The organism is Pseudomonas shahriarae, assembly GCF_014268455.2.
Lineage (GTDB): Bacteria > Pseudomonadota > Gammaproteobacteria > Pseudomonadales > Pseudomonadaceae > Aquipseudomonas > Aquipseudomonas shahriarae.
The window spans coordinates 2,874,374-2,897,867 of record NZ_CP077085.1 but is presented as its reverse complement, the minus strand read 5'-3'; the positions used below and the strand labels follow the sequence as shown (position 1 = coordinate 2,897,867).

The following is a 23,494-nucleotide window of genomic DNA, read 5'->3' as shown; positions in this document are numbered from 1 at the left end:
CCCTTGATACTTCACAGACTTAGATCTTGCCGACCAGGTCCAGGGACGGAGCCAGGGTAGCCTCGCCTTCTTTCCACTTGGCTGGGCACACTTCGCCTGGGTGGGCAGCGACGTACTGGGCGGCCTTGATTTTGCGCAGCAGCTCGGAAGCGTCACGGCCAACACCGCCGTCGTTCAGTTCAACGATCTTGATCTGGCCTTCAGGGTTGATCACGAAGGTGCCACGGTCTGCCAGGCCAGCTTCTTCGATCAGCACGTCGAAATTGCGGGAGATGGTCAGGGTTGGGTCGCCGATCATGGTGTACTGGATTTTGCCGATGGCTGGCGAAGTGTTGTGCCAGGCAGCGTGGGCAAAGTGGGTGTCGGTGGACACGCTATAGATCTCGACGCCCAGCTTCTGGAATTCGGCGTAGTTGTCAGCCAGGTCTTCCAGTTCGGTTGGGCAGACGAAGGTGAAGTCGGCTGGGTAGAAGAACACGACAGACCACTTGCCTTTCAGGTCAGCGTCCGACACGTCTACGAAGTTGCCGTTTTTGTAAGCGGTGGCTTTGAACGGTTTTACTTGGCTGTTGATGATAGGCATCGTTGACTCTCCGTCAGGGGTTAGTAAGTTGATGGGTGAATCCTACCCAGTCTCATCGCCGATGGCTCATTGCCAAACCTGATGCCGCCGATTGGTTTTGGCTATCAACCAGCTGTATTAATAGAAGAAATCTTAAAGCAGCGGATCGCGGGTCTGAGTCATGCCAAGAAAGGGCGTCGCTTCAACATAGCGCATGGCGGACTTCATGTCCTTCCAGCCGACGTAACTCATCAACGACTTCAAATCCCAACCACTGCGATGGGCCCAGGTGGCGAAGCCCCGGCGCAAGGAGTGGCTGGTGTACTGCTCGGCAGCAATGCCCGCGCGCCCGAGGGCCTGGCGCAGCAGCGGGATCACGCTATTGGCGTGCACCCCCTCCTCGCCCAGGTTGCCCCAGCGATCGATCCCGCGAAACACCGGGCCGCGCACCAGGGCCGAGGCACTCAGCCATTCGGCATAGGCCTGCACCGGGCACAAGCGCAGCAGTGCCGGGGTTTGATAGGTCTGGCCGAGGTTCTCGCGGTCACTCTTGCTGCGCGGCAAGTACAAGGTGATGCCCGCCCCTGGTACCGCCTGCACATGCTCGATCTGCAGCCGACACAGCTCATCACTGCGAAAACCACGCCAGAAGCCCAGCAGGATCAAGGCCGCGTCGCGCTTGGCGCGCAGCCAGCGCGGCCGATCGCCCTCTGCCCGCGCCTGCTCAGCTTCGCGCTCAAGCCAATTGACCACCTGCTCCAGGTGCTGGAGCTGCAGGGGCTCGGCCCGTTTTTCCTGGGCCGGGTGCACGGCGCGGATGCCCTTGAGCACCTTGCGCACCACCGGCGCTTTGGTCGGGTCCGGGAAACCCTGGCTGGAATGCCATTGCGCCAGCGCCGACAAGCGCAATTTCAGGGTATTGACCGACAACACCCCGGCGTAAGCCACCAGATAACGGGCCACGCTGTCGCTGGTGGCGGGCAGGAAGCCACCCCAACCCACTTCAAAGTGCTCGATGGCGGCGCGATAGCTGCGTCGGGTGTTATCGCGGGTGGCGGCGTTCAGGTAACGATCAAGTTCACTCATAGCGCTATCGCCAAGGGGTTGGTGTACGGACATAGGGGATGAATCTGCGTCAAATGGGTCATCACACGGGATAATACGCCAATATCCCATCTGTAAAATCATCAATTTAAAGGCATTTTTATTCGTGATATAGTATGTATTTACATAATACATACCACAGTACTAAATCGACGGAGACCCCATGGCTCGCGGCGGCATCAATAAAGCAGTAGTTCAAACGGCACGCCTGGCAATCCTCGCCCGCGGCGAAAACCCCAGCATTGATGCGGTACGCATCGAAATGGGCAATACCGGCTCGAAAACCACCATCCACCGCTATTTAAAGGAGCTGGACGAGAGCGAAACCCGCCTCGCCATTACCGAGGCGCCCATCGACGATGAGCTTGGCGAGCTGGTCGCACGCCTGGCCCAGCGCTTGAAAGAGAAGGCTCAGGAACCCATCGACCAGGCCCTGGCGCAGTTCGAGCAGCAGAAAACCGCCCTGCTCACCCAGGCAGAGGCACTGACCGCAGCCCACAACCAGCTCCAGCAGCAATTTGATATTCAGGCCGCCGCCCTGGCGGAAGAAAGCGCAGCCCTGCAGACCGCCAGCACCAGCCTGCAAACCGAGCAAACCCGTAACGCCGGACTCAGCCAGGCGTGCAGCGACTACGAGCTACGACTCGCGGACAAGGACGAACAGATTCGCTCGCTGGAAGACAAACACCTGCACGCCCGCGACGCCCTTGAGCACTACCGCACTGCGATCAAAGACCAACGCGAACAGGAACAACGCCGCCACGAAGGCCAACTGCAGCAACTGCAGGCCGAACTGCGTCAGGCCCAGCAGAGCGCCATGGTGCGCCAGGACGAAATCACCCAGTTGCACCGTGACAATGAACGGCTATTGATTGAGCACCGGGTCACGGCGAAGGAGTTGGCGACTCTGCAAGAGCAAAACCGCAAGGATCAGGCCCAGCAACTCAAGCTGAGCGAACAGGTAAGCCTGATTGATAGCGAGCGCACCCTGCTCCAGGAGCGTCTGCGGGTTGCCGTGCTGGACAACCAAGCACGGCAGGAGGCCCTGGCCGAGCAGCAGCACAGCCGCAAAACCCTGGAACTGGAGCTGCTCAAGGCCCAGGCCACCATTGAGGCGCTGCGCCTGGCCGCCGTCGTTGCAACGGCGCCAGAGGCAACAGGGAATACCTGATCAGCCAGCGACAGGCGTGCGCATGGTGACAAACTCTTCCGCCGCCGTCGGGTGCACGCCGATGGTCTCGTCGAAATGCTGCTTGGTCGCCCCCGCCTTGAGGGCGATCGCCAGGCCCTGGACAATCTCACCCGCATCCGGCCCGACCATGTGGCAACCCAGCACCTTGTCGGTATCGGCATCGACCACCAGCTTCATCAGCGTGCGCTCCTGGCACTCCGTCAGGGTCAGTTTCATCGGCCGGAAGCGGCTTTCGAAAACCTGCACGTTATGCCCATCGGCCCGCGCCTGCTCTTCGCTCAGGCCCACGGTACCGATATTCGGCAAGCTGAACACTGCCGTGGGGATCATCGCGTAATCCACCGGGCGGTACTGCTCAGGCTTGAATAGACGCCGCGCCACCGCCATGCCTTCAGCCAATGCCACGGGCGTCAGTTGCACGCGACCAATCACGTCGCCAATGGCCAGGATCGACGACTCGGCGGTCTGGTACAGATCGTCAACTTCGACAAAGCCACGCTTGTCCAGCTTGACCCCGGTGTGCTCCAGGCCCAGGTTATCCAGCATCGGGCGCCGGCCCGTGGCGTAGAACACGCAATCGGCTTCCAATACACGACCGTCTTTCAGGGTGGCCTTGAGGCTGCCATCGGCCTGCTTGTCGATACGTGCGATATCAGCGTTGAATTGCAGGTCCAGGCCACGCTTGGTCAGCTCTTCCTGCAAGTGCTTGCGCACCGCGCCATCGAAGCCACGCAGGAACAGATCGCCGCGATACAGCAACGACGTCTGCGCGCCCAGACCATGGAAAATCCCGGCAAATTCCACCGCGATATAACCACCACCCACTACCAGTACGCGCTTGGGCAGTTGCTTCAGGAAGAACGCCTCATTGGAACCAATGGCATGCTCATGCCCCGGAATCTCGGGGATCTGCGGCCAGCCGCCCGTGGCGATCAAGATGTCCTTGGCCGTGAAGCGCTCGCCGTTGATCTCGACCTCGTGGGGGCCGGTCAGACGCGCATGGCCTTCGTGCAGGGTCACCCCGCTGTTCACCAGCAAGTTACGGTAAATACCGTTGAGGCGATTGATCTCGCGATCCTTGTTGGCGATCAATGTCGCCCAATCAAAGTTCGCCTCGCCCAAGGACCAGCCAAAGCCGCTGGCCTGTTCGAAGTCTTCGGCAAAGTGCGCGCCATACACCAACAGTTTTTTCGGCACGCAGCCAACGTTGACACAGGTACCGCCCAGGTAGCGGCTTTCCGCCACGGCCACCTTCGCGCCAAAACCTGCGGCGAACCGCGCCGCCCGTACACCACCGGAACCGGCGCCAATCACATAAAGATCAAAATCGTAGGCCATTTCACTCTCCTCGGCAGGGCATCAGGATACCCGCTTACGCCCAAAAAACCAGAAAGCCACCCGTAGGTGGCTTTCTTGAGACTCAACAGGCGATGCTTAATCAGTAAGCCTTGCCAGTCTTGTAGAAGTGCTCGTAGCAGAAGTTGGTCGCCTCGATGTAGCCTTCAGCGCCGCCGCAGTCAAAACGACGGCCCTTGAACTTGTAGGCAATCACGCAACCGTCTTTGGCCTGTTTCAGCAAAGCGTCGGTAATCTGGATTTCGCCGCCCTTGCCTGGCTCGGTTTCTTCGATCAGCTTGAAGATATCCGGGGTCAGAATGTAGCGACCAATGATTGCCAGGTTCGACGGGGCATCTTCCGGCGCCGGCTTCTCGACCATGTCGCGAACGCGGATCAGGCCATCACCGATGTCATCACCGGCGATCACCCCGTACTTGTTGGTTTCCGCAGGGTCGACTTCCTGCACCGCAACGATGGTGCAGCGGTACTTCTGGTAGAGCTTGACCATCTGGGTCAAGACGCCGTCGCCTTCCAGGTTGACGCACAGGTCGTCCGCCAGGACCACGGCAAACGGTTCGTCACCGATCAGTGGGCGACCGGTAAGGATGGCGTGGCCAAGGCCTTTCATCTGGGTTTGACGGGTGTAGGAGAACGAGCACTCGTCGAGCAGCTTGCGGATACCGACCAGGTATTTTTCCTTGTCAGTGCCCTTGATCTGGTTTTCCAGCTCGTAGCTGATATCGAAGTGGTCTTCCAGTGCGCGCTTGCCACGGCCGGTGACGATGGAGATTTCGTTGAGGCCGGCATCCAGTGCCTCTTCGACGCCGTACTGGATCAGTGGCTTGTTTACCACCGGCAGCATTTCTTTAGGCATGGCCTTGGTCGCTGGCAGGAAGCGAGTACCGTAACCGGCTGCTGGGAACAAGCATTTCTTGATCATAAAAGTCCTTAATAAGGGCTGTGCATACGAAATTCGGCGCAGTCTAATCAGGCCGCAGCCACCTTACAATGGGCGCTGCTGGCGTTGCGATGTCAACATAGAGAAAAAATGTCGGCGTTAGTTCCACCGATCATGCAATTGGCCCTACCAACGGCATGCCCAAACAAACCGTACCCCTCTACTTGAAAGGGCTTCGGTTGTTTTAGCACGCTTTTGGGCGCAGAGCACTGACCTGCAACAACTTGCGCTTGCCCTGCGCGTTTGGCGTTATCATAGCCCGCTTGAACCAGACCACGAGATTGTTAATCGATGTCAGAACCCAAAGGCGTAAACGGCTACCTGATCACTAAGCGAGCAGACGGCTGGCACCTGATCAATTTTCACGGAGACAGCGTCGCCGGGGCATTCGCCACCGAGAGCCAGGCTATTGCAGTAGCCGAAGTGTTTGTGGACGAAGCCGGTCACGCATCGAGCAAAAGGCCAAAGGGGAAATAAGCCCCTACGATTGCACATAAAAAGCCCCGATGATCGGGGCTTTTTTGTTTGCCCTGTCCCGTCCTGAATAAGGTTTACACCTTCTGACCTATCTTCAGGAGGAGTCAATGGAATCGGGCAAAAGGCGGAGCCAGCGTGACTACACGTTAGCCTTTAAATTATCGGTCGTAGACCAGGTCGAAAAGGGCGAGTTGAGTTATAAAGAGGCTCAACGGCGCTATGGCATCCAGGGCCGGTCCACGGTACTGGTCTGGTTACGCAAGTACGGCCGGCAGGACTGGAGCCAAGGCGCCTCAATTCGAGAGCCGAGGAGCAGGTCCATGACCGAGCCAACCCTCCCGCTGACCCCCGAGCAGCGGATCAAAGAACTCGAAGAACAGCTGGCGCTAAGCAATCAGAAAGCGCAATTCTTCGAAGCCGTCGTGAATGTTCTGAAGAATGACTACGGTGTTTCCGTCGTAAAAAAGCGACCCGGCAAGTCCTCTCGCAAGGGCAAATCCAAGGCCTGAGCATCACCAGGGCTTGCCTGTTCATGGGCATTTCGCGCCAAGCGTATTACCAACGCAATCGGGCTTTCGACGAGAGAGCTCGTCAAGATCAAGAAGTCATGGACTTTGTTCTTGAAAAGCGCCGCCGTCAGCCTCGGATAGGCACGCGCAAGCTGCATTACCTGATGAGCGTCGAAGTTGGCGCATCAGTGCGGGTCGGCAGAGACCGCCTGTTTAGCATCCTGCGCAATGCTCGAAAACTGGTTGTGCGCAAACGGGCTTACCACAAAACGACGGACAGTCATCACCGCTTTCGCCGCCATCCCAACCTGCTCAAAGCAGGTCAGGAGCAGGTCGTGGCCAATAGGCCAGAACAGGTCTGGGTTGCAGACATAACCTACCTGCCGACACAGGAAAGCGTGGCTTATGTGAGCCTGGTGACAGACGCCTACTCACGCAAGATCGTAGGCCATCATGTGCATGAGAGCTTGCATACCGAGTCGGTGATCAAAGCGATGGAAAAGGCCGTTGGCGAACGCCGAAGCACGCTGCCACTGATCCATCACTCAGACCGCGGAGCCCAATACTGCTCTGAGCTTTATCAACGCTTGCACGCTAGTCATGGCGTCAGATGCTCAATGACCGACGGCTATGACTGCTACCAGAATGCTCTGGCAGAGAGGATAAACGGCATTTTGAAGACCGAGTTCCTGCTGTATCGCCCTAAAAATCTGGCGGACGCAGTGAAAATGGTGGATGAGTCGGTGCTGATCTACAACGGGGAACGGCCACACCTGTCCCTGAAATACAAAACGCCCGATGCAGTGCATCGGGCGTTTTGAGACTGAAATAGGTGTAAACCTATTTCAGGACTAGACACCCATTGCATTGCCTGTATCTGCGCCCTGGGAGAGCCGGCGCACTCACTCGCGAGAGAGGAAATTAGTTGGCCCTCATCAATAAACACTATTGCCTCCAAACACTAGCCAACCTATTTTTATAGCAACTCGCCTCTTCATCACACCAAATGTAGTCCAAGTCTTACGGTCATTTCTCGATTCTTGGAAAACAGCCATAACTTTCCTATATGCCCCACCACCAAAAGACTACGCAAGCAAGGGAACCGGACGACTTCCTTACTAAAACTAGTAGCTTAATAATTGCCCCGCCTCGAATGTTCTCCCGAAGTGCAATACAAATAGTTGGAAAATCAGGACTTCGCTGAACACCAACTCAACCGCACTCGGGCTGAGTTTTCTGCGCGCCTCCGCTGAGGCAAAGAACCGACTGGTCGGCCCGTTCCGGCTTGTCGTACGACCCTGGACTGCGCCTAAAAAGCGGCGAACTCAATCGCAAGCTTTTGATACCTCAAGAAGAGGAGAAATCCAAAGTACTGAGACCTGGACACTTAGCTGCACTCTCCATAACCGCTTTTTAATAGGTCCTACGCACAGTTGCGGCCGGACTTCTCAATAACACTTACTCTGTAGGTATCTGCAAATGAAAAATAATTTTAAAACTGCACTGCTAACTATCGGACTATTTGCTGGCGCGATCTCTGCCGCTCATGCGGCAGATGGGACAGTTACATTCGAGGGATCGGTCCACTCGGGTGCTTGTTCCATTAAGCCTGACTCCGTAGATCAAACCGTTCATCTTGGCGCGATCGCCAAACATCAATTGCAGACAGGGGGGAAATCCGAAGCCAGGCGCGTTCTGATTGAACTTGAAGGCTGCGACCTGGCAGGCCTGACTGATAATACGGTGACGACTACATTCACGGGCGCGCCCTCAAGCGTTGTCCCGGGCGGGTTGGGCACAGTGGGTAGCGCGGGCGGTATCGGCATCATGATGACCCATGGCAGCCAGCCCATTGAGCTGGGTGTCGCAACGACCCCGCAAGCCATTGCCGTCGGTAACAACACCCTGGAGTTTGGTGCCTATGTACAAGGTGCCGCCACCGGCACGGTCGTGCCTGGTGATTTCAGTGCGGTGACCAATTTCACCCTGGCCTATCAGTAAGTACGGCCCCCGCCACTTCGGGTGGCGGGGGACTCTGACGGGAGATACAGGTGAAAACATTCCTGAGTTTCGCCATTGCCTCTTCATTGACGGTGCTCATCAGCCCCTGCGTTTTCGCGAGTGCGGCGGCGCAAGGTGAGGGGTTAGTCACCTTGGGAGGAGAAGTCATTGACTCCGCTTGCGGGCTGGAACTGGTCAGTGCCGATCAAACCATCGAGATGCCTCCCGAGCCCATAGGCCGGCTGCTGCGCAGTGCGATAGGAGAACCTCACCCCTTCCAGTTGCGCCTGGTCAATTGCTCCTTGACCCGCCCTGACCCGTCACGCCCGGATGTGAACCTGCCGGATTGGCAGCACCTGCAAGTGACCTTTGACGGTGCCCGCGATAGAGACGGTCGCTCCTTTGCTGCCTTTGGTGGTTCACAGGGGGTCGCCCTGCACATTTGGGATGCGGCCGGCCAGGAGAGCATTCCGGGTGAACCGATGCCGTTGCTGCCGTTGGCAGAAGGCGACATGACACTGCACTACACGCTTCGCCTGGTCGGCAACGGGCTGCCGCTGATGCCTGGCGCTCACGGTGCCGCCGTGCGGTTCAAGCTGGAATATTTTTGAACATTGATGAGTCGTTTTTTCATGTTGAATACGTCGAAGGTCAAATATTCGCTGCGTCCAGGCCTATTTAGCGGGTTGATGTCACTGGCTGGAACTGCAATGGCCAGCGGGGATATCGAGTTCAATACGGATGTTCTTGATCTGAATGATCGCACCAATATTGACTTGTCCCGATTTGCGCGCAGCGGGTTTATTCTGCCCGGCACCTACTCAATGGTGGTGCAGGTCAATGCCCAGCCTATTGCTGAGCAGTCGGTGGTGTTCTATCCCCCCGATAATGATCCCAAGGGCAGCCAGGCCTGTTTGTCCCCCGATCTCGTCGAGCAGCTTGGCCTCAAGGCGTCCGGCGCGGCAAAACTCACCTGGTGGAATAACGGGCAGTGCCTGGATCTCCAAGGGCTGCCAGGCATGGAGGTGAGTGGGGATCTGGCCACCTCGACGCTGACTATCAACCTCCCCCAGGCTTATCTCGAATACAGCGACATCAATTGGGACCCGCCCTCGCGCTGGGATGAAGGTGTGCCGGGGCTGTTGGCGGATTACAGCATCACCGCGCAGTCCAACTATCAAAACAATCGCGGCAACCGCAACAACCTGAGTGGGAACGGAACGCTCGGCGCGAATGCCGGGGCCTGGCGCCTCAGGGCCGACTGGCAGGGGCGTTTCGAGAGACGCCGTGAGGGCGAAGCCAAGGACCAGAAACTGGACTGGACGCGCTACTACGCCTATCGCGCAATTCCTGCGCTGAAGTCGCGCCTCGTGGTGGGAGAGAACTACCTGTATTCGGACCTGTTCGACAGTTTCCGCTTTACCGGCGCCGCACTCAGTTCGGATGAAAACCAACTGCCCCCCAACTTGCGTGGCTACGCTCCGGAAGTCGTCGGAGTGGCGAAAACCAATGCAAAAGTCGTCGTCAGCCAGCAAGGCCGTGTGCTGTATGAAACCCTGGTCGCGGCAGGCCCCTTTCGCATTCAGGATCTTAACGATGCCGTGTCCGGCTCGCTGGATGTGCGGGTGGAAGAACAGGACGGCTCGGTCCACAGCTTCCAGCTAGATACGGCGGGTGTTCCCTACCTGACACGCCCCGGCCAGGTTCGCTACAAGCTGGCAACGGGACGACCGTCCAACCTCCAGTACAACGGTGACGGTGATTTTTTCGGGACCGGCGAGTTCTCCTGGGGGGTCAGCAATGGCTGGTCGCTGTTTGGCGGCGGGATCACGGATAACAATTACCATGCGCTGTCCGTCGGCGCTGGGCGTGACCTGCTCGCGTTCGGGGCCCTGTCGCTGGATGTCACCCAGTCCCAGGCAACCGTCTGGAATGAGCGGCTCGCGGGCAAATCCTACCGCCTCCAATACTCCAAGCACTTTGAGCAGTACGACAGCCAGATAACCTTCGCCGGCTACCGGTTTTCCGAGAAGGGCTTCCTGAGCATGAGTGAATACCTCAACGCTCGGCATTACGGTTTGAATGGCGAACTCGGCGGGCGCGGGGGGTACAACGAGGACGGTGAACGCATTGATGACTGGAAGCCTATCGGCGGGAGCAAGGCCCTTTATACGGCCACGGTGAATAAGCAGTTTCGCGACCTTGGGGCCACGGTCTACGCCAGTTACAACAAACAAACCTATTGGGACCGGCCACACACGCAGCGCTGGAACATGTCCGTGTCACGTTATTTCAATGTGGGCACCGTGAAAAACATGAGCCTGTCCCTGAACATCTATCGCACCCTGGAATACAGCTACAAGGATAACGGTGCGGCGCTGACCGTCAGCCTGCCGCTGGGGCGCACCGGCACGCTGTCGCTGGATGCCTACCGGGCCGCGGGCGATAACAGTTTTTCGTCGCGCTTCAGTGATCGCCTTGATGCGCGCAATAGCTACCAACTCCGTGCAAGCGATAGCTCTGCCAGCGGCTATCTGACCCACATGGGCGATCAGGCCGATATCGACCTCAGCGCCAGCCAACAATCCGGTAACAGCAGCCTCGGTGTGTCTGCGCGCGGCGGTGGCACGCTTACGTCTCACGGCGCTGCGCTGCACCGGACCAACAGCACGGGCGGAACCCGCCTGATGGTCGACACCGGCGGCGTACCTGATGTGCCTGTGCGGGGTTACGGCAGCCCAAGCCGCAGCAATGCCTTTGGCAAGGCGGTTATCTCCGATATCAGCAGCTATCAGCGTACGGCGGCCAGCGTCGACCTGGAGAGCCTGCCGAACAATGTCGAAGCCACTCAATCGGTGACGCAACTGACACTGACCGAAGGGGCTATCGGCTACCGCTCACTGGACGTGATTGCCGGCGAAAAAGCCATGGCGGTTCTTCGCCTGGAGGATGGCAACTCACCGCCGTTCGGCGCGCAGGTCAAGAACATGAAACAGCAGGATACCGGGATTGTGAATGACGACGGCCATGTCTATCTGAGCGGCATACAGGCCGGCGGGCAGATGGCGGTCAGTTGGGGAGGTGCCGAGCAGTGCATCCTCACGCTCCCTGTCGTTTTGCCTGCTGATGGCTTGACCGATGCCCTGCAATTGAGCTGCCGCAAGACCGCCACTGATCAATCCTTGCCCGTGCCGCCGGTACTGAGCGGGCAGCCTACCGATACGGAGAACACATCCTCATGACGCTCAAGACGCGCCTCCCTCTTCCGGCCTTCGCCCTGCTGGCACTGGGCTTGAGCCCGAGTGTAAATGCCGCGGTCGGCCTGGACCGCACCCGAGTGATTTTCGATGGTGGCAAACAGGCCACCAGCGTGAACATCACCAATAACAACACCCAATTGCCGTATTTGGCCCAGGGCTGGATCGAGGATGAAGCGGGCACGAAAATCACCACTCCCCTGATCGTGTTACCCCCGGTTCAGCGCTTGGAGCCGGGGAAACAGAGCCAGGTGAAAGTCCAGGCATTGCCGGCGGCAAAAATGCTGCCGCAGGATCGCGAGACGGTCTACTACTTCAATTTGAGGGAGATCCCGCCGCGCAGTGATAAATCCAATACCCTGCAAATCGCCCTGCAGACCCGAATCAAACTGTTCTACCGGCCGCAGGCCATTGCGCCGAGCCAGCAAGACCTATCCACCCCCTGGCAGGAAAAGCTGACCCTGACCCGCATAGGCGCCAGTTATCAGGTGAATAACCCAACGCCTTACTACGTGACCCTGGTGGATGCGCGCAGCAGCAGGGACGGCAAAACCGTACCGGGCTTCGAGCCGGTGATGGTACCGCCCAAAGGCGCGCTGACGCTGGGGCCATCGGCCGACACACTCGGTACTACACCCTACTTCTCCTACGTCAACGACTACGGTGGTCGCCCACTGCTGGCTTTCACCTGCAGTGGTGAAACCTGCAAGGTCAGCTCACAAACCCCACCGCCCAAATGAGTAGCGCCTGCCGCGGGAGAACATCATGAAGTCGCACAATGGGAAGGTCTTGGGCGGCCTGTTGCTGGCCTTTGCCTTGGTGGGGGGCGCACACGCCGAGGATGATATCGAGGGCATGAATGGGCTGCTGAACATTAACGGGGCCATGCATGAGACACCTTGCAGCCTGGAGATGACGTCACTGCACCAGACGATTGACCTGGGCGCCGTGTCCACCAGCCAATTGCAGCGGCCGGGCGACCAGGCAACAGCTGTGGCATTCCAGCTGCATTTTACCGACTGCCAGCGCACCGCCGGCAGCATCCGTAGCGAACGTACGGGGAACCTGGCGTGGAGTGCCTTTCAACCGGTGCTGTCGGTGACGTTTGTCGCCCCTGCCGATGACGATGATCCGCGGCTGGTCAAAGTACAAGGCATCACCGGGATGGGCCTGCGGCTGACCGATGACGTGGGGCGGGATGTACGGCTGGGCTCCAGGGGCGAACCACTGTTTCTGGCATTGGGCAGCAGTACCCGGACCTGGAATGTTCAGCCTACGCGCACCTCTGCGCCACTGACCAGCGGGGCATTTCGCGCCGTAGTGGATTTCAGGCTCAATTATGACTAAGGGCAAAACAATGGCTAAGTCAATCGGCGCGCAGGCCGTTCTTACCGGCGCCCTGGTGTGGGCGGCAGGCCAAGCAGTGTCGGCCGATACCAATCTGATCATCCGGGCACAAATCATCGCCCCGCCGCCGTGTGTCATCAACAGCGGGAGCACGCTCGATGTGCCGTTTGGCAATAACCTCCTGACATCACGGGTTGACGGGGTCAATTATCGTCGAAGCGTGCCTTACACCGTGACATGCGACTCGCCTTTCAGCAACGCGATGACCCTGGAACTCAAGGGCACCGGAGCGGCGTTTGACAGTCGCGTGCTCGGCACCCGCAAGGCCGACCTTGGGGTAAAGCTGTTCGTGAATGACGCCGACTGGCCGCTGAATACGGCTGTGAGGTTTACCTATCCAAACTTTCCGATCGTGCAGGCCGTGCCTGTCAAACGCACGGGCAGCAGTCTGACAGGAGGGGTGTTTGATGCCGCCGCCACCCTTGTCATCGAGTACCAATGAAAAGGAGCGATCAATGACCCGTTGCCAGCAGCGAGCATTGCTCGCCTTGTGTTCCATCGGCCTTTGCAGCAATGCGCTGGCCAACCTGACATTCAGCGGCACGCTGAACGAGCCGCCGCCCTGCACGATCAACGCAGGCAATAGCATTGAAGTCGATTTTGGGGATGTCGGGGTCAAGCGGGTCGACGGAGTGAAGTACCGTCGCGGGCTCGGCTACACCATCAATTGTGCCCCCGCCACGCTGCCGTGGGAGCTTAAGTTGAGTATCAGGGGCACGGCGACAGGGTTTGACGGCGCCGCATTGCAAACCAATGTGCCTGCACTGGGGATCCGGATTTTCCAGAATGACCAGCCGTTTCCACTCAACACACCGCTGGACATCAGCCTGTCGTCACCGCCGGCATTGGAGGTTGTTCCCGTCAAACAGCCAGGCACCACGCTGTCCCCTGCACAGTTTACGGCGGTGGCAACGTTGCTGGCCGAATACGAGTAGGAGATCCGTCCATGGGACACGAAACGATTTATAAGGGCTGGCCAAGTGCGGGGCTGGCCTTACTGCTGACCACCGGCCTGCCCCCCGAGGGGCAAGCGGCGGACAACCTGCGCTTGAAGGGCAACCTGGTGGAAGAGGCCTGCACTATCCGTCCAGGCGACGAGGCCATCACATTGGAGCTCTGGGACCTGACCAGCAAGCATCTCTACATCAACACCCGCTCCCAGGGTCGGGGTTTCAAGCTGCACCTGGAAGATTGCAACACCACAATCAGCAACACGGTCACCATCACGTTCGGCGGCAGGGAAAACCCGGCGCTGCCCGGATTGCTCGCGCTGGACGCAGGGAGCGGTGCCTCAGGCATTGGCGTCGGTATCGAGACACCGAGCCAAAAGCCATTGCCGCTGAATACAGTCAGCGACGAACAGGTGTTGCGTAATGGCAGCAACGTTATTGAGCTCAAAGCCTATGTCCAGGGTGAGCCGAATGCCATCAGGGACCAGAGCATTGGCCATGGCGCCTACACCGCGACCTCTACTTTTACCCTGGACTACCCGTAATTCGTAGGCTCAAAAAACCGATTGATACCCATAGGCTTTCAGGCCAACCAGGTTTACAGCGACTGATTGTTCGCTGGACAGCGCCTGCGTAGAGAAGCAACGAGAGATCAAGATGAAACGACTATATGAAGCCATGGTGCTTCTCCTGCTGATTAGCGTTAGTTCGGCCGCGCTGGCTGTCGATTGTCGGATCAATGGTGGGGAGTGGGCGCGGGTGACCCACCTGACCGTTCCCGTAGACGTACGGCTCGATACAGATCGCGTGAGGATTCTGATGGAGGGCGCCCGGCTCGAATGTCGGTTTACCGCCGGCGCAGGCCCCGTTTGGGGAGAGGATTACTGGGCAACCGGGAATGCCTCGGGAACGCCCTGGACGTCCGGCCCCAAATTCACCCGGGAAAGGAGCGGTTTGCGCATCAATGGCAGCTTCCTCGATACGCCGGTTCCGGCGGGTATCCGCGTGGCCACCATGCCCAACAACGGGATCGGCTACCCGATCAATATCACCCCCTATATTCTGGTGCGTAACGATCCCTCCAATCCGATTGATGTGCGCACAGGAGACACCCTCGGCCTGTTGCGCCTCACCAGCTCGAACAATTTCGACGGCACCCGACCGCAACTCACGGTCACTTATACCGCCGCCAACGACTTCACCATTTCCCCGTCAACCTGCACGATCAACAATAACAACCCGATCGAGATCGACTTCGGCGATGTACACCAAAGGGCAATCGGCACCGACCCGCTGACAACCACCGTTCGCCGTGACCGCCGACTCACCTACGCGTGCCCGGACCCGGGGATCACCACGCCGATCACCATTACCTACAAAGGTACCCCTTCATCGTTCGACTCCAGGCTGCTGCTGATGAGCAACCCGGATGTCGGCACGGCACTCGTAAGGAGCGCAACGGCCGTCCAGGTCGGCGGCGCCTTCCTGTCCAGTATTACCAATAGCGTGGGCGGCGACGATGTGACGTTTACCCTCGTCCGGCGAGCCGGTTCCCTACCCACCCCAGGCCCCGTCAGCGGCAGCGGTGTACTCGTGATGGGTGTGCCATGACACACGCAGAAGACCAGGGCTGGACACATCGCGGGGGCGCAGTCGCAGACTTTGTTTCTGAGACTGCGCATTAAGTGGCAGTTCGCTATACTCTCGCGCCAACGCCCCACGACAGTGTCAGCGCCCCTCCAACACCCTCGACGACGACCCAACTCATGAACAAAATCCTGGCACTGATCTCGGTACTGGCGCTTGCCGGCTGCACTACCACATCTGATATCTATCTGAAAAATGGCGAACAAGGCCTGACCATCGACTGCTCGGGCGAGGCCAACTCTTGGGCCAGTTGCTATGAAAAAGCCGATGCATCCTGCGCAGGCACCGGTTACCGCATCGTCGGTACCGAAGGCACGCCGGCCTTGCAGGACAGCGACAAGACCCTGGGCGTGGACGTGGGCAATTTCAAGGGCCGCAGTGTGGTGGTGGTCTGCAAGTAACCGGGGCGGTTACATGTGAATCTCGGCGAACTTGATGCCCAGGCTACGAATGGTGTCGATCAGGTCATCCAGTGTCGCAAAGGATTCGACCTCGTCCTGGTCATCCACCAGGAAAAAGCTGCGCCCGCCGCTTTTCTTGAAAAATACAATCCACTCCCCCGAATTGGCCGGATTTTGAATCACATGGGTCGCAGAGATGTGACCCTCTGCATGCCGCTCTCTGACGCGTTCACGTTTCATAATTGCTTTCCAGAATGACAATGCCGCTCAAACCCCGGGGTTTGAGCGGCATTTTTTGTGGTCGGCCGATAGTTTAACGGATGCCTTGGCCAATCAGTACGCCATCAACCGTTTGCCCGTACAGATTCACGCCATCATTGGCGTGGAACTTGACGCGGGTCTTCTCCACCGAGCCGTCCACCAGGCGCGGATCCTGGGGGCGCTCATGGCGGTTGACGTAGGCCGCCACGTCCCAGGCCTGCTGGTCGCTCAAGCTACCGCCCTTGCCCAGCGGCATGTTGTGCTTGATAAAGGAGGCCGCCGTGTTGATCCGGTGCATACCGGCGCCCCAGTTATAGGAGTCCTTGCCCCACAACGGTGGCATCACGTAGCTATCACCGACCTTCTGCCCCTGCCCCTCGCCGCCATGGCACACCGCACACTGTGCCTTGTACACCTCGGCCCCTTGCGCCAGGTTGTAGCCTTTGGCCGGTTGTGGCACATCAGGGTAACCACGCCCAGGCAACTCCACGCCCAGCGGCGCCTTGCTCGCCAGCCAGTAAGCGTAGGTCGACAGCGCGGCAATCTCAGGGCTGTCGGCTGCCGGTGGCGTGCCGCCGTCCATGCTGAACTGGAAGCAACCCTGCAAGCGTTCGGCGAAGGAGTTGACCTTGTCATTCTTTTTTCGATAGGCCGGGTACATCGGGTAAGCCCCCCACAGCGGCGAGGAGTTGGCCAGGCGCCCCTGATCCAGGTGGCAGTTGCTGCAATTGAGACCGTTGCCGACAAACTGCGGCGCCAGGCGCTTGGTATCGACGAACAACGCATAACCCTGCATCACCAACTTGCCGTAGGCATTGTCGGGCAACTCGCTTGCCTGAGGTGGCTGGAACGCCGTGGTGGCAGACACCGCAGCCGGCACCTGCAGTTGCGACTGATCTTCCATGGCTATCGGTGCGGCCAACGCCGGCACACTGATCAACGCGACCAGCACGGGTGCAAATGACAGGTTCTTCATGGCTTGACCTCCTGGCCAGGCAAGGAGGCGAAATAACCGGCAATCCCCTGCACTTCGTCATCCGTGAGGGATTTGGCCACATGGCCCATCAGGTCATTGGGATCATTGTGCCGGGTGCCACTGCGCCAGGCATTGAGCTGGGCGGCCAGGTAGGCGGCAGATTGCCCGGACAGCGGCGGGAACGCCTCGCCCACGCCGACACCTGCAGGGCCATGGCAACTGACGCACGCAGGAATCTGCCGCTCCCAGGCCCCCTGCAGTGCCAGTTTTTCGGTGGGATTGGTCGGGGCCATGCTGCGATGGCCGGTTTGCACGGCCGGCGCCGGCATCGCCGCCAGCGTCTGGGTCACTGCGGCGATTTCTTCATCGGTAAGCGCCTTGGCCAGCGACGTCATCACCGGGTTGCTGCGCGCACCACTCTGGAAGTCATGCAGTTGTTTGCTCAGGTAAGCCGCCGGCAACCCCGCCAGCCGTGGAAACCCCGCAGCCGCCAGCCCCAGGCCATCGGCGCCATGGCACGCCATGCAAGCCGCCGCGCCAGGCTGCGCGCCACCTTCATTGAACACCTTTTTGCCCTCCAGCGCCTGCGCGCTGCCGAGCATGAGCAGCAGGGCGCCACCCATCAACACTCTCTCCACAGACATCATCACGACTCCATTTTTATAGTTATATGCTTAGACCTACAATGCATAAGCCTACAAATGGTAGGGTAATGGGCTGACAGTCACAACCGCTGGGTAAGAAATTTCAGGCAATAAAAAGCCCGGCACTGCAAGCGCAGGCCAGGCTTCTTGATCGGAGTTGATCGCGTATGAGCGGTGAGGTGGACTCAGCCGGAAATGCAGTCTTCCGCAGCTTTCTTCACATCACCCGGACGAATCGGCACATTGGACATGCTCTCGTAGAGCTTGATGCTGCTACCGCTGGAGCGGTCTTCAATCTCGAAAATGGCCGATGGGTCAGCCGAAAATTTCTGCGGCACAATTACCCGCACACCTTCCTTGAGCGGCTCGATCTGCGACGGGCGACGGGTCGCCGACAGTTTCTGCACCACACACGCCGCGTATTCCTGCGGTTTTTTCCCGGAGATAACCGCCAGGGTTGGCGGTGTCTGCTTGATGTCTGAAACCGAAGCACATCCACCTATTGCCAGGGCCAGAACCAATACACTCCACTTCATACAAAACCTCCGATAAAGACCCTACGACAGCGAAGATGGTATTTTTCTCCCGCCAACGTAGGATTTATCCCTGATATATCGGTAAATAACTGTTTTAAATTGTCGAAGACGCCGACGACGACCCGATAATAAACGTGCTGGGGCTGATAAACTCCATCTTAACCCACGTATCGTTCTGATTTTTCAGAAAAAGCCCTTCTGGAGACACCCCCCATGAAATTCATCCACCAGCGCGAACACTTGAACGAAGGGGACATTGTCGTCATTGAATGCTCGCAGACCTGCAATATCCGCCTGATGAGCGATGCGAATTTCCGCAGCTTCAAAAATGGTGGTCGCCACACGTATCACGGTGGCGCGTTCGACAAATTCCCGGCCAAGATCACCGCGCCAAGCACCGGGTTCTGGAACATCACCCTGGATGTGGTGACACGCCGTGCCATCAGCGTTACCCGCAAGCCGGCCTTGTCCCATAAAATCCGCATTGTTCGCCGCACCAGCACCAAACTCAGCTGATTGCGCAGCCTTACACCACAGGAATGCCCGTGAACCAGACCACCAAATACGTCATCAAGTACAAGCTCAACGGCGAACGCCGTTTTGAATTTGCCCAACTGCAGTCGGCCAGCACCGAAGAAGCCCAGGCGGCCTTGGCGAAAATCCACGATGCCAGTGACGAAATCACTGAGATCACCGTGAGCAAGGCCCTGTAAACCATCACCAGCAGCGGAGTGATTGTGCAACATGGACCCTCATTCCACCGGCGACCTGTTCAGCGACGAGGCCTTGCAGCAACCGGCCCGTCGCGAGCAAATCGGCGAACAATCCTACGTCCTCAGGGGCTATGCCCTACCCTGGCTTGAACGTGTCTTGCCCGAGCTGCGTGCTGTCCTGGTCCAGTCCCCGTTCCGGCATATGGTCACCCCCGGTGGCTATACCATGTCGGCGGCCCTGAGCAGTTGCGGCGCACTGGGCTGGACCACCAGCCCCCAGGGCTATCGCTACAGCCCCCTCGACCCCGAGCGCCAGCAGCCCTGGCCGAGCATGCCGGTGGTGTTGCGCGAACTGGCGATCAACGCGGCCAGCGCTGCGGGCTTCGACGGTTTTGCGCCGGACGCCTGCCTGATCAACCGCTATGTGCCGGGTGCGAGGATGTCCCTGCACCAGGACAAGAACGAGCGCGACTACAACGCGCCAGTGGTCTCGCTGTCCCTGGGCCTGCCGGCGGTGTTTCTGTTTGGTGGCCATCAACGCAGCGACAAGACGCAAAAGATCTCGCTGTTCCATGGCGACGTGGCGGTCTGGGGCGGCGTTGACCGCCTGCGTTTTCATGGGGTGCTGCCGATCAAGGAAGGCGCGCACCCGCGCATGGGGCCACAACGGATCAACCTGACGTTTCGCACGGCCGGCTGACCCCGGTGAATTCAACCGCAAGCAACGGAGTGTGCGGCCCCTCCCCGGTGATTATCCTGGCCACTGATCCATTGCCGAGCTATTGCCATGAGCACTGAAGATGATCTGCGCTGGGCGGCCATTGTTGCCCGTGACGCTACGGCCGATCTGACCTTCGTCTATGGGGTCAAGACCACCGGGGTGTATTGCCGTCCCAGCAGCAGCGCACGCCAGCCGCTGCGCAAGAACGTCGAGTTCTTCGACACCCCGCAGCAAGCCGAAGCCGCCGGGTACCGCCCCAATAAACGCACCTCGGCCGATCAGACCCAGGTCGCGCAACGCCATGCGCACCTAGTCGCCGCCGCCTGCCGCCATATCGAACAGGCCGAGACCCTGCCGGCCCTGGAAGACCTGGCCAACGGCGCCGGCCTGAGCCCCTTCCACTTCCACCGGGTATTCAAGACCCTGACCGGGCTGACGCCACGGGGCTATGCGCGGGCCCATCGTTCACGCAAGGTCAGGGCTCACCTGCAGGACAACCAGTCGGTGACCGACGCGCTGTACGACGCAGGCTTCAACTCCAACAGCCGCTTCTATGCGTCTGCCGACCAGTTGCTCGGCATGACACCCAGCGACTACAAGGCCGGCGGCATCCATAACGATATCCACTTTGCCATCGGCGAGTGCTCCCTGGGGGCGATTCTGGTGGCGCAAAGCAATCGCGGGGTCTGCGCGATCCTCCTGGGCGACGACCCGGACCAACTGGCGCGCGACCTGCAGGACCAATTCCCGCAGGCCAATCTAATCGGCGCCGACCCCGGTTTTGAACAGTTGATCGCCCAGGTGGTGGGTTTTATCGAAGCACCTGCCCTGGGCCTGAACCTGCCCCTGGACCTGCGCGGCACCGCGTTCCAGGAGCGTGTCTGGCAGGCCCTGCGCGACATTCCGTTAGGCAGCACGGCCAGCTATGCCGAGATTGCCCAACGCATCGGCGCGCCCAGCGCCTTTCGCGCCGTGGCCCAGGCGTGCGGCGCCAATCGCCTGGCCGTGGCGATTCCCTGTCACCGCGTGGTACGCAGCGATGGTCATCTTTCGGGCTACCGCTGGGGGGTGGAGCGCAAGCAGCAATTGCTCCAGCGCGAACGCCGCACCGTGCATGAACAGGCGCCTGCGTCCAGTGAATAATACAGACTGGCCTTGCCCTGGCCGCCCCTGTTAAAAATGCCGGGCAGCCCTCCCCGGGCGTGCCACCACTGGAGAAGCGAACCATGAGCACCTGGCCAGATACGCGGATTATTGACCTCTTGGGCATTGACCTGCCGATCATCCAGGCCCCCATGGCCGGCAGCACCAGCCCGCAGATGGTGATTGCCGCAAGCCAGGCCGGCGCCCTCGGCTCAATGCCGGCGGCCACCTTGAGTCTCGAGCAACTGCGCCAGGCGCTGAGCACCATTCGCCAGGCCAGTGCCCGACCGTTGAACGTCAATTTCTTCTGCCATCAGCCACCAGCCCCTGCCCCCGAACGTGACCGCCAGTGGAAGGCGATGCTGGAGCCCTACTACCGTGAACTGGGGGCCGATTTTGACGCACCGACCCCGGTCTCCAACCGCGCTCCGTTCGACACTGCCAGTTGCGAAGTGGTGGAAGAGTTCCGCCCCGAGGTAGTCAGTTTCCACTTCGGCCTGCCGGAAAAAGCCCTGCTGGACCGGGTCAAGGCCACCGGGGCAAAAGTGCTGTCATCGGCCACCACCGTCGAAGAAGCGATCTGGCTGGAGCGGCACGGTTGCGATGCAATCATTGCCATGGGCTATGAAGCCGGTGGGCATCGCGGGATGTTTCTCAGCGATCGCCTCACCAGCCAGATTGGCACAATGGCCCTGGTGCCGCAGATCGTCGATGCGGTCAGTGTGCCGGTGATCGCTGCCGGTGGGATTGGCGATGCACGGGGCATGGTTGCCGCGTTCGCCCTCGGCGCCTCGGCGGTGCAGATCGGCACGGCCTATCTGTTCACGCCCGAAGCCACTATCACCCCCGCCCACCATCAGGCATTGCACAGCGCCCAGGCCAGCGAAACGGCCCTGACCAACCTGTTCACCGGGCGCCCGGCGCGCGGGATCGTCAATCGGGTGATGCGCGAACTGGGGCCGATCAACCCAGCGGCGCCGGCGTTTCCATTGGCCGGCGGTGCCTTGATGCCTTTGCGCGCCCTGGATGAAGCCGACTTCAGTAGCCTGTGGGCCGGCCAGGCGCTGCGCCTGGGGCAGGACCTGTCGACCCGCGAGCTGACGCTGAACCTGGCCCGGCAGGCCCTGGCGCAACTTAATAAGCGCTGAGCCCCTGAGACAACTTTGCACTGTACCGACGATGGCGAAGCGCTATATATTCCCATACATAGCGATTACCTATGACAAGCCGCCACGTCGGCACCCCAAGGAGCTGCTGCATGATGATTCGCGCCTCAGGCCTGGCCACCCTGTTTGCCCTCTTCACCCTGGGCTCGGCCCACGCCGATGAAGTTCAGGTAGCCGTCGCCGCCAACTTCACTGCCCCTATACAGGCCATCGCCGCCGACTTCAAAAAAGACACCGGACACACCCTGGTCGCCGCCTACGGGGCTACCGGGCAGTTCTACGCCCAGATCAAGAACGGCGCGCCGTTTGAAGTATTCCTCAGTGCCGACGACAGCACCCCGCAAAAGCTCGAGAGCGAAGGCGACACCGTCAAGGGCTCGCGCTTCACCTATGCCGTCGGCACCCTGGCGCTGTGGTCGGCCAAGGAAGGTTATGTGGATGCCAAGGGCGATGTGCTGCAGAAAAACCAATACCAGCACCTGTCCATCGCCAACCCGAAAGCCGCCCCCTACGGCCTCGCAGCCACCCAGGTGCTGGCCAAGCTGGGCCTGACCGACCAGGTCAAGAGCAAGCTGGTCGAAGGCCAGAACATCACCCAGGCCTATCAGTTTGTGTCCACCGGCAATGCCGAGTTGGGCTTTGTCGCCTTGTCGCAGATCTATAAAGACGGCAAAGTCAGCAGCGGCTCGGCGTGGATCGTTCCTGGCCAGATGCATGACCCGATCAAACAGGACGCGGTGATCCTCAATAAAGGCAAGGACAACCCGGCCGCCAAGGCGCTGGTTGACTACCTCAAGGGGCCAAAAGCTGCCGCGATTATCAAATCCTACGGTTATCAACTGTAAATGCCCCTATCGAGTGCCGATTTTTCTGCGATCTGGTTGACCCTGAAACTGGCGTCGCTGACCACCGTGATTCTGCTGGTCATCGGCACTCCGATTGCCCTGTGGCTATCGCGCACCCGCTCCTGGTGGCGCGGCCCCATCGGCGCGATCGTGGCCCTGCCGCTGGTGCTGCCGCCCACGGTGATTGGCTTCTACCTGCTGCTGACCATGGGCCCCCATGGCTACCTCGGGCAGTTCACCCAATGGCTGGGCCTGGGCACCCTGACCTTCAGCTTCGCCGGCCTGGTGATTGGCTCGGTGATCTATTCCATGCCGTTTGTGGTGCAACCGTTGCAGAACGCGTTCTCGGCCATCGGCAGTCGCCCCCTGGAAGTCGCCGCCACCTTGCGGGCCAACCCCTGGGATACATTTTTCACGGTGATCCTGCCCCTGGCCCGGCCCGGTTTTATCACCGCGTCAATCCTCGGTTTTGCCCATACCGTGGGTGAGTTTGGCGTGGTGCTGATGATCGGCGGCAATATTCCCGACAAGACCCGGGTGGTCTCGGTGCAGATCTACGATCACGTCGAAGCCATGGAATACGCCCAAGCCCACTGGCTGGCCGGGGCCATGGTGGTGTTTTCTTTCCTGGTGTTGCTGGCGCTCTACTCCAGCCGTAAAACCAAAGCGGGCTGGAGCTGATGTCG

Annotated in this window: 28 protein-coding genes; 20 read left to right on the top strand and 8 right to left on the bottom strand. The window is 59.6% G+C overall.

The genetic code is table 11. The features are described from left to right. Positions 1-19 precede the first annotated feature (19 nt). Together ahpC and HU773_RS12935 are read right to left on the bottom strand one after the other, a co-directional pair. A complete protein-coding gene (gene ahpC, locus HU773_RS12940; RefSeq protein ID WP_010210361.1) occupies positions 20-583 on the bottom strand; it encodes an alkyl hydroperoxide reductase subunit C in 564 nt (187 codons plus the stop codon). 132 nt (positions 584-715) lie between these two features. After that, positions 716-1,648 carry a site-specific integrase gene (locus HU773_RS12935; protein ID WP_186626283.1) on the bottom strand — a complete coding sequence of 311 codons (933 nt, stop codon included), beginning with the start codon at positions 1,646-1,648 and terminating at the stop codon, positions 716-718. A 181-nt stretch (positions 1,649-1,829) separates the two neighbouring features. Between HU773_RS12935 and HU773_RS12930 the strand changes: the two genes are divergently transcribed. Beyond that, a complete protein-coding gene (locus HU773_RS12930) occupies positions 1,830-2,837 on the top strand; it encodes a DNA-binding protein (RefSeq protein WP_057959613.1) in 1,008 nt (335 codons plus the stop codon). On the opposite strand, the gene gorA is transcribed toward HU773_RS12930, so the two are convergent. Further along, positions 2,838-4,196 (bottom strand): glutathione-disulfide reductase, encoded by a 1,359-nt coding sequence (gene gorA, locus HU773_RS12925; protein ID WP_186626282.1) that lies wholly within the window; start codon positions 4,194-4,196, stop codon positions 2,838-2,840. 100 nt (positions 4,197-4,296) lie between these two features. Further along, complete coding sequence (galU, locus tag HU773_RS12920) at positions 4,297-5,136, bottom strand: UTP--glucose-1-phosphate uridylyltransferase GalU (RefSeq protein ID WP_057440057.1); 840 nt, start codon at positions 5,134-5,136, stop codon at positions 4,297-4,299. Positions 5,137-5,445: 309 nt separating this feature from the next. Between galU and HU773_RS12915 the strand changes: the two genes are divergently transcribed. From HU773_RS12915 to HU773_RS12860, 12 genes are all read left to right on the top strand, one after another. Beyond that, entirely contained in the window at positions 5,446-5,631 is a 186-nt protein-coding gene (locus tag HU773_RS12915) for a hypothetical protein (protein ID WP_029294643.1), read from the top strand. Between the two features lie 107 nt (positions 5,632-5,738). Beyond that, a protein-coding gene (locus tag HU773_RS12910) for an IS3 family transposase (RefSeq protein ID WP_162947727.1) occupies positions 5,739-6,961 on the top strand; the annotation gives its coding sequence in 2 pieces (ribosomal slippage) (positions 5,739-6,090 and positions 6,090-6,961; 1,224 coding nt in all). 658 nt (positions 6,962-7,619) lie between these two features. Beyond that, positions 7,620-8,141 carry a fimbrial protein gene (locus tag HU773_RS12905; RefSeq protein ID WP_057959611.1) on the top strand — a complete coding sequence of 174 codons (522 nt, stop codon included), beginning with the start codon at positions 7,620-7,622 and terminating at the stop codon, positions 8,139-8,141. Positions 8,142-8,191: 50 nt separating this feature from the next. Next, positions 8,192-8,752, top strand: coding sequence for a fimbrial protein (locus HU773_RS12900; RefSeq protein WP_057959610.1), 561 nt, complete (start codon positions 8,192-8,194; stop codon positions 8,750-8,752). Between the two features lie 21 nt (positions 8,753-8,773). After that, entirely contained in the window at positions 8,774-11,383 is a 2,610-nt protein-coding gene (locus HU773_RS12895) for an outer membrane usher protein (RefSeq protein ID WP_162947793.1), read from the top strand. Further along, entirely contained in the window at positions 11,380-12,138 is a 759-nt protein-coding gene (locus HU773_RS12890) for a fimbria/pilus periplasmic chaperone (protein ID WP_057959608.1), read from the top strand. Before HU773_RS12895 ends, HU773_RS12890 begins: the two co-directional genes overlap by 4 nt. 25 nt (positions 12,139-12,163) lie before the next feature. Next, positions 12,164-12,745, top strand: coding sequence for a fimbrial protein (locus tag HU773_RS12885; protein WP_057959607.1), 582 nt, complete (start codon positions 12,164-12,166; stop codon positions 12,743-12,745). Positions 12,746-12,755: 10 nt separating this feature from the next. Next, positions 12,756-13,247 carry a fimbrial protein gene (locus HU773_RS12880; protein WP_186626199.1) on the top strand — a complete coding sequence of 164 codons (492 nt, stop codon included), beginning with the start codon at positions 12,756-12,758 and terminating at the stop codon, positions 13,245-13,247. 13 nt (positions 13,248-13,260) lie between these two features. After that, positions 13,261-13,740, top strand: a complete 480-nt coding sequence (locus tag HU773_RS12875; protein ID WP_057959605.1) for a fimbrial protein — start codon at positions 13,261-13,263, stop codon at positions 13,738-13,740. Positions 13,741-13,751: 11 nt separating this feature from the next. Further along, positions 13,752-14,300 carry a fimbrial protein gene (locus HU773_RS12870; RefSeq protein ID WP_057959604.1) on the top strand — a complete coding sequence of 183 codons (549 nt, stop codon included), beginning with the start codon at positions 13,752-13,754 and terminating at the stop codon, positions 14,298-14,300. A 112-nt stretch (positions 14,301-14,412) separates the two neighbouring features. After that, complete coding sequence (locus HU773_RS12865) at positions 14,413-15,366, top strand: fimbrial protein (protein WP_057959603.1); 954 nt, start codon at positions 14,413-14,415, stop codon at positions 15,364-15,366. Positions 15,367-15,521: 155 nt separating this feature from the next. Beyond that, positions 15,522-15,803, top strand: coding sequence for a YgdI/YgdR family lipoprotein (locus HU773_RS12860; RefSeq protein ID WP_057440049.1), 282 nt, complete (start codon positions 15,522-15,524; stop codon positions 15,801-15,803). A 9-nt stretch (positions 15,804-15,812) separates the two neighbouring features. Here the strand turns inward: HU773_RS12860 and HU773_RS12855 are convergent, their stop codons facing one another. From HU773_RS12855 to HU773_RS12840, 4 genes are all read right to left on the bottom strand, one after another. Next, positions 15,813-16,043 (bottom strand): hypothetical protein, encoded by a 231-nt coding sequence (locus tag HU773_RS12855; protein ID WP_186626200.1) that lies wholly within the window; start codon positions 16,041-16,043, stop codon positions 15,813-15,815. A gap of 73 nt (positions 16,044-16,116) precedes the next feature. Then, positions 16,117-17,040 carry a c-type cytochrome gene (locus HU773_RS12850; protein WP_169960848.1) on the bottom strand — a complete coding sequence of 308 codons (924 nt, stop codon included), beginning with the start codon at positions 17,038-17,040 and terminating at the stop codon, positions 16,117-16,119. Then, complete coding sequence (locus HU773_RS12845) at positions 17,037-17,687, bottom strand: c-type cytochrome (RefSeq protein ID WP_169960849.1); 651 nt, start codon at positions 17,685-17,687, stop codon at positions 17,037-17,039. Before HU773_RS12845 ends, HU773_RS12850 begins: the two co-directional genes overlap by 4 nt. Positions 17,688-17,869: 182 nt before the next feature. Next, positions 17,870-18,220 carry a hypothetical protein gene (locus HU773_RS12840; protein WP_057440046.1) on the bottom strand — a complete coding sequence of 117 codons (351 nt, stop codon included), beginning with the start codon at positions 18,218-18,220 and terminating at the stop codon, positions 17,870-17,872. A gap of 213 nt (positions 18,221-18,433) precedes the next feature. On the opposite strand from HU773_RS12840, the gene HU773_RS12835 reads away from it, so the two are divergent. From HU773_RS12835 to modB, 7 genes are all read left to right on the top strand, one after another. Beyond that, positions 18,434-18,736 (top strand): DUF1883 domain-containing protein, encoded by a 303-nt coding sequence (locus HU773_RS12835; protein WP_003173824.1) that lies wholly within the window; start codon positions 18,434-18,436, stop codon positions 18,734-18,736. A 29-nt stretch (positions 18,737-18,765) separates the two neighbouring features. After that, complete coding sequence (locus HU773_RS12830) at positions 18,766-18,933, top strand: hypothetical protein (RefSeq protein WP_162947682.1); 168 nt, start codon at positions 18,766-18,768, stop codon at positions 18,931-18,933. Between the two features lie 31 nt (positions 18,934-18,964). Next, complete coding sequence (gene alkB, locus HU773_RS12825; RefSeq protein ID WP_186626201.1) at positions 18,965-19,633, top strand: DNA oxidative demethylase AlkB; 669 nt, start codon at positions 18,965-18,967, stop codon at positions 19,631-19,633. 87 nt (positions 19,634-19,720) lie between these two features. Further along, positions 19,721-20,797: a bifunctional DNA-binding transcriptional regulator/O6-methylguanine-DNA methyltransferase Ada gene (ada, locus tag HU773_RS12820; RefSeq protein WP_057959599.1), complete on the top strand. Its 1,077-nt coding sequence runs from the start codon at positions 19,721-19,723 to the stop codon at positions 20,795-20,797. Between the two features lie 83 nt (positions 20,798-20,880). Next, positions 20,881-21,945, top strand: a complete 1,065-nt coding sequence (locus tag HU773_RS12815; RefSeq protein ID WP_057959598.1) for an NAD(P)H-dependent flavin oxidoreductase — start codon at positions 20,881-20,883, stop codon at positions 21,943-21,945. 110 nt (positions 21,946-22,055) lie between these two features. Continuing rightward, positions 22,056-22,808: a molybdate ABC transporter substrate-binding protein gene (gene modA / locus HU773_RS12810; RefSeq protein ID WP_057959597.1), complete on the top strand. Its 753-nt coding sequence runs from the start codon at positions 22,056-22,058 to the stop codon at positions 22,806-22,808. Then, positions 22,809-23,489 carry a molybdate ABC transporter permease subunit gene (gene modB, locus HU773_RS12805; RefSeq protein ID WP_057440041.1) on the top strand — a complete coding sequence of 227 codons (681 nt, stop codon included), beginning with the start codon at positions 22,809-22,811 and terminating at the stop codon, positions 23,487-23,489. The last annotated feature ends 5 nt before the right edge of the window (positions 23,490-23,494 follow it).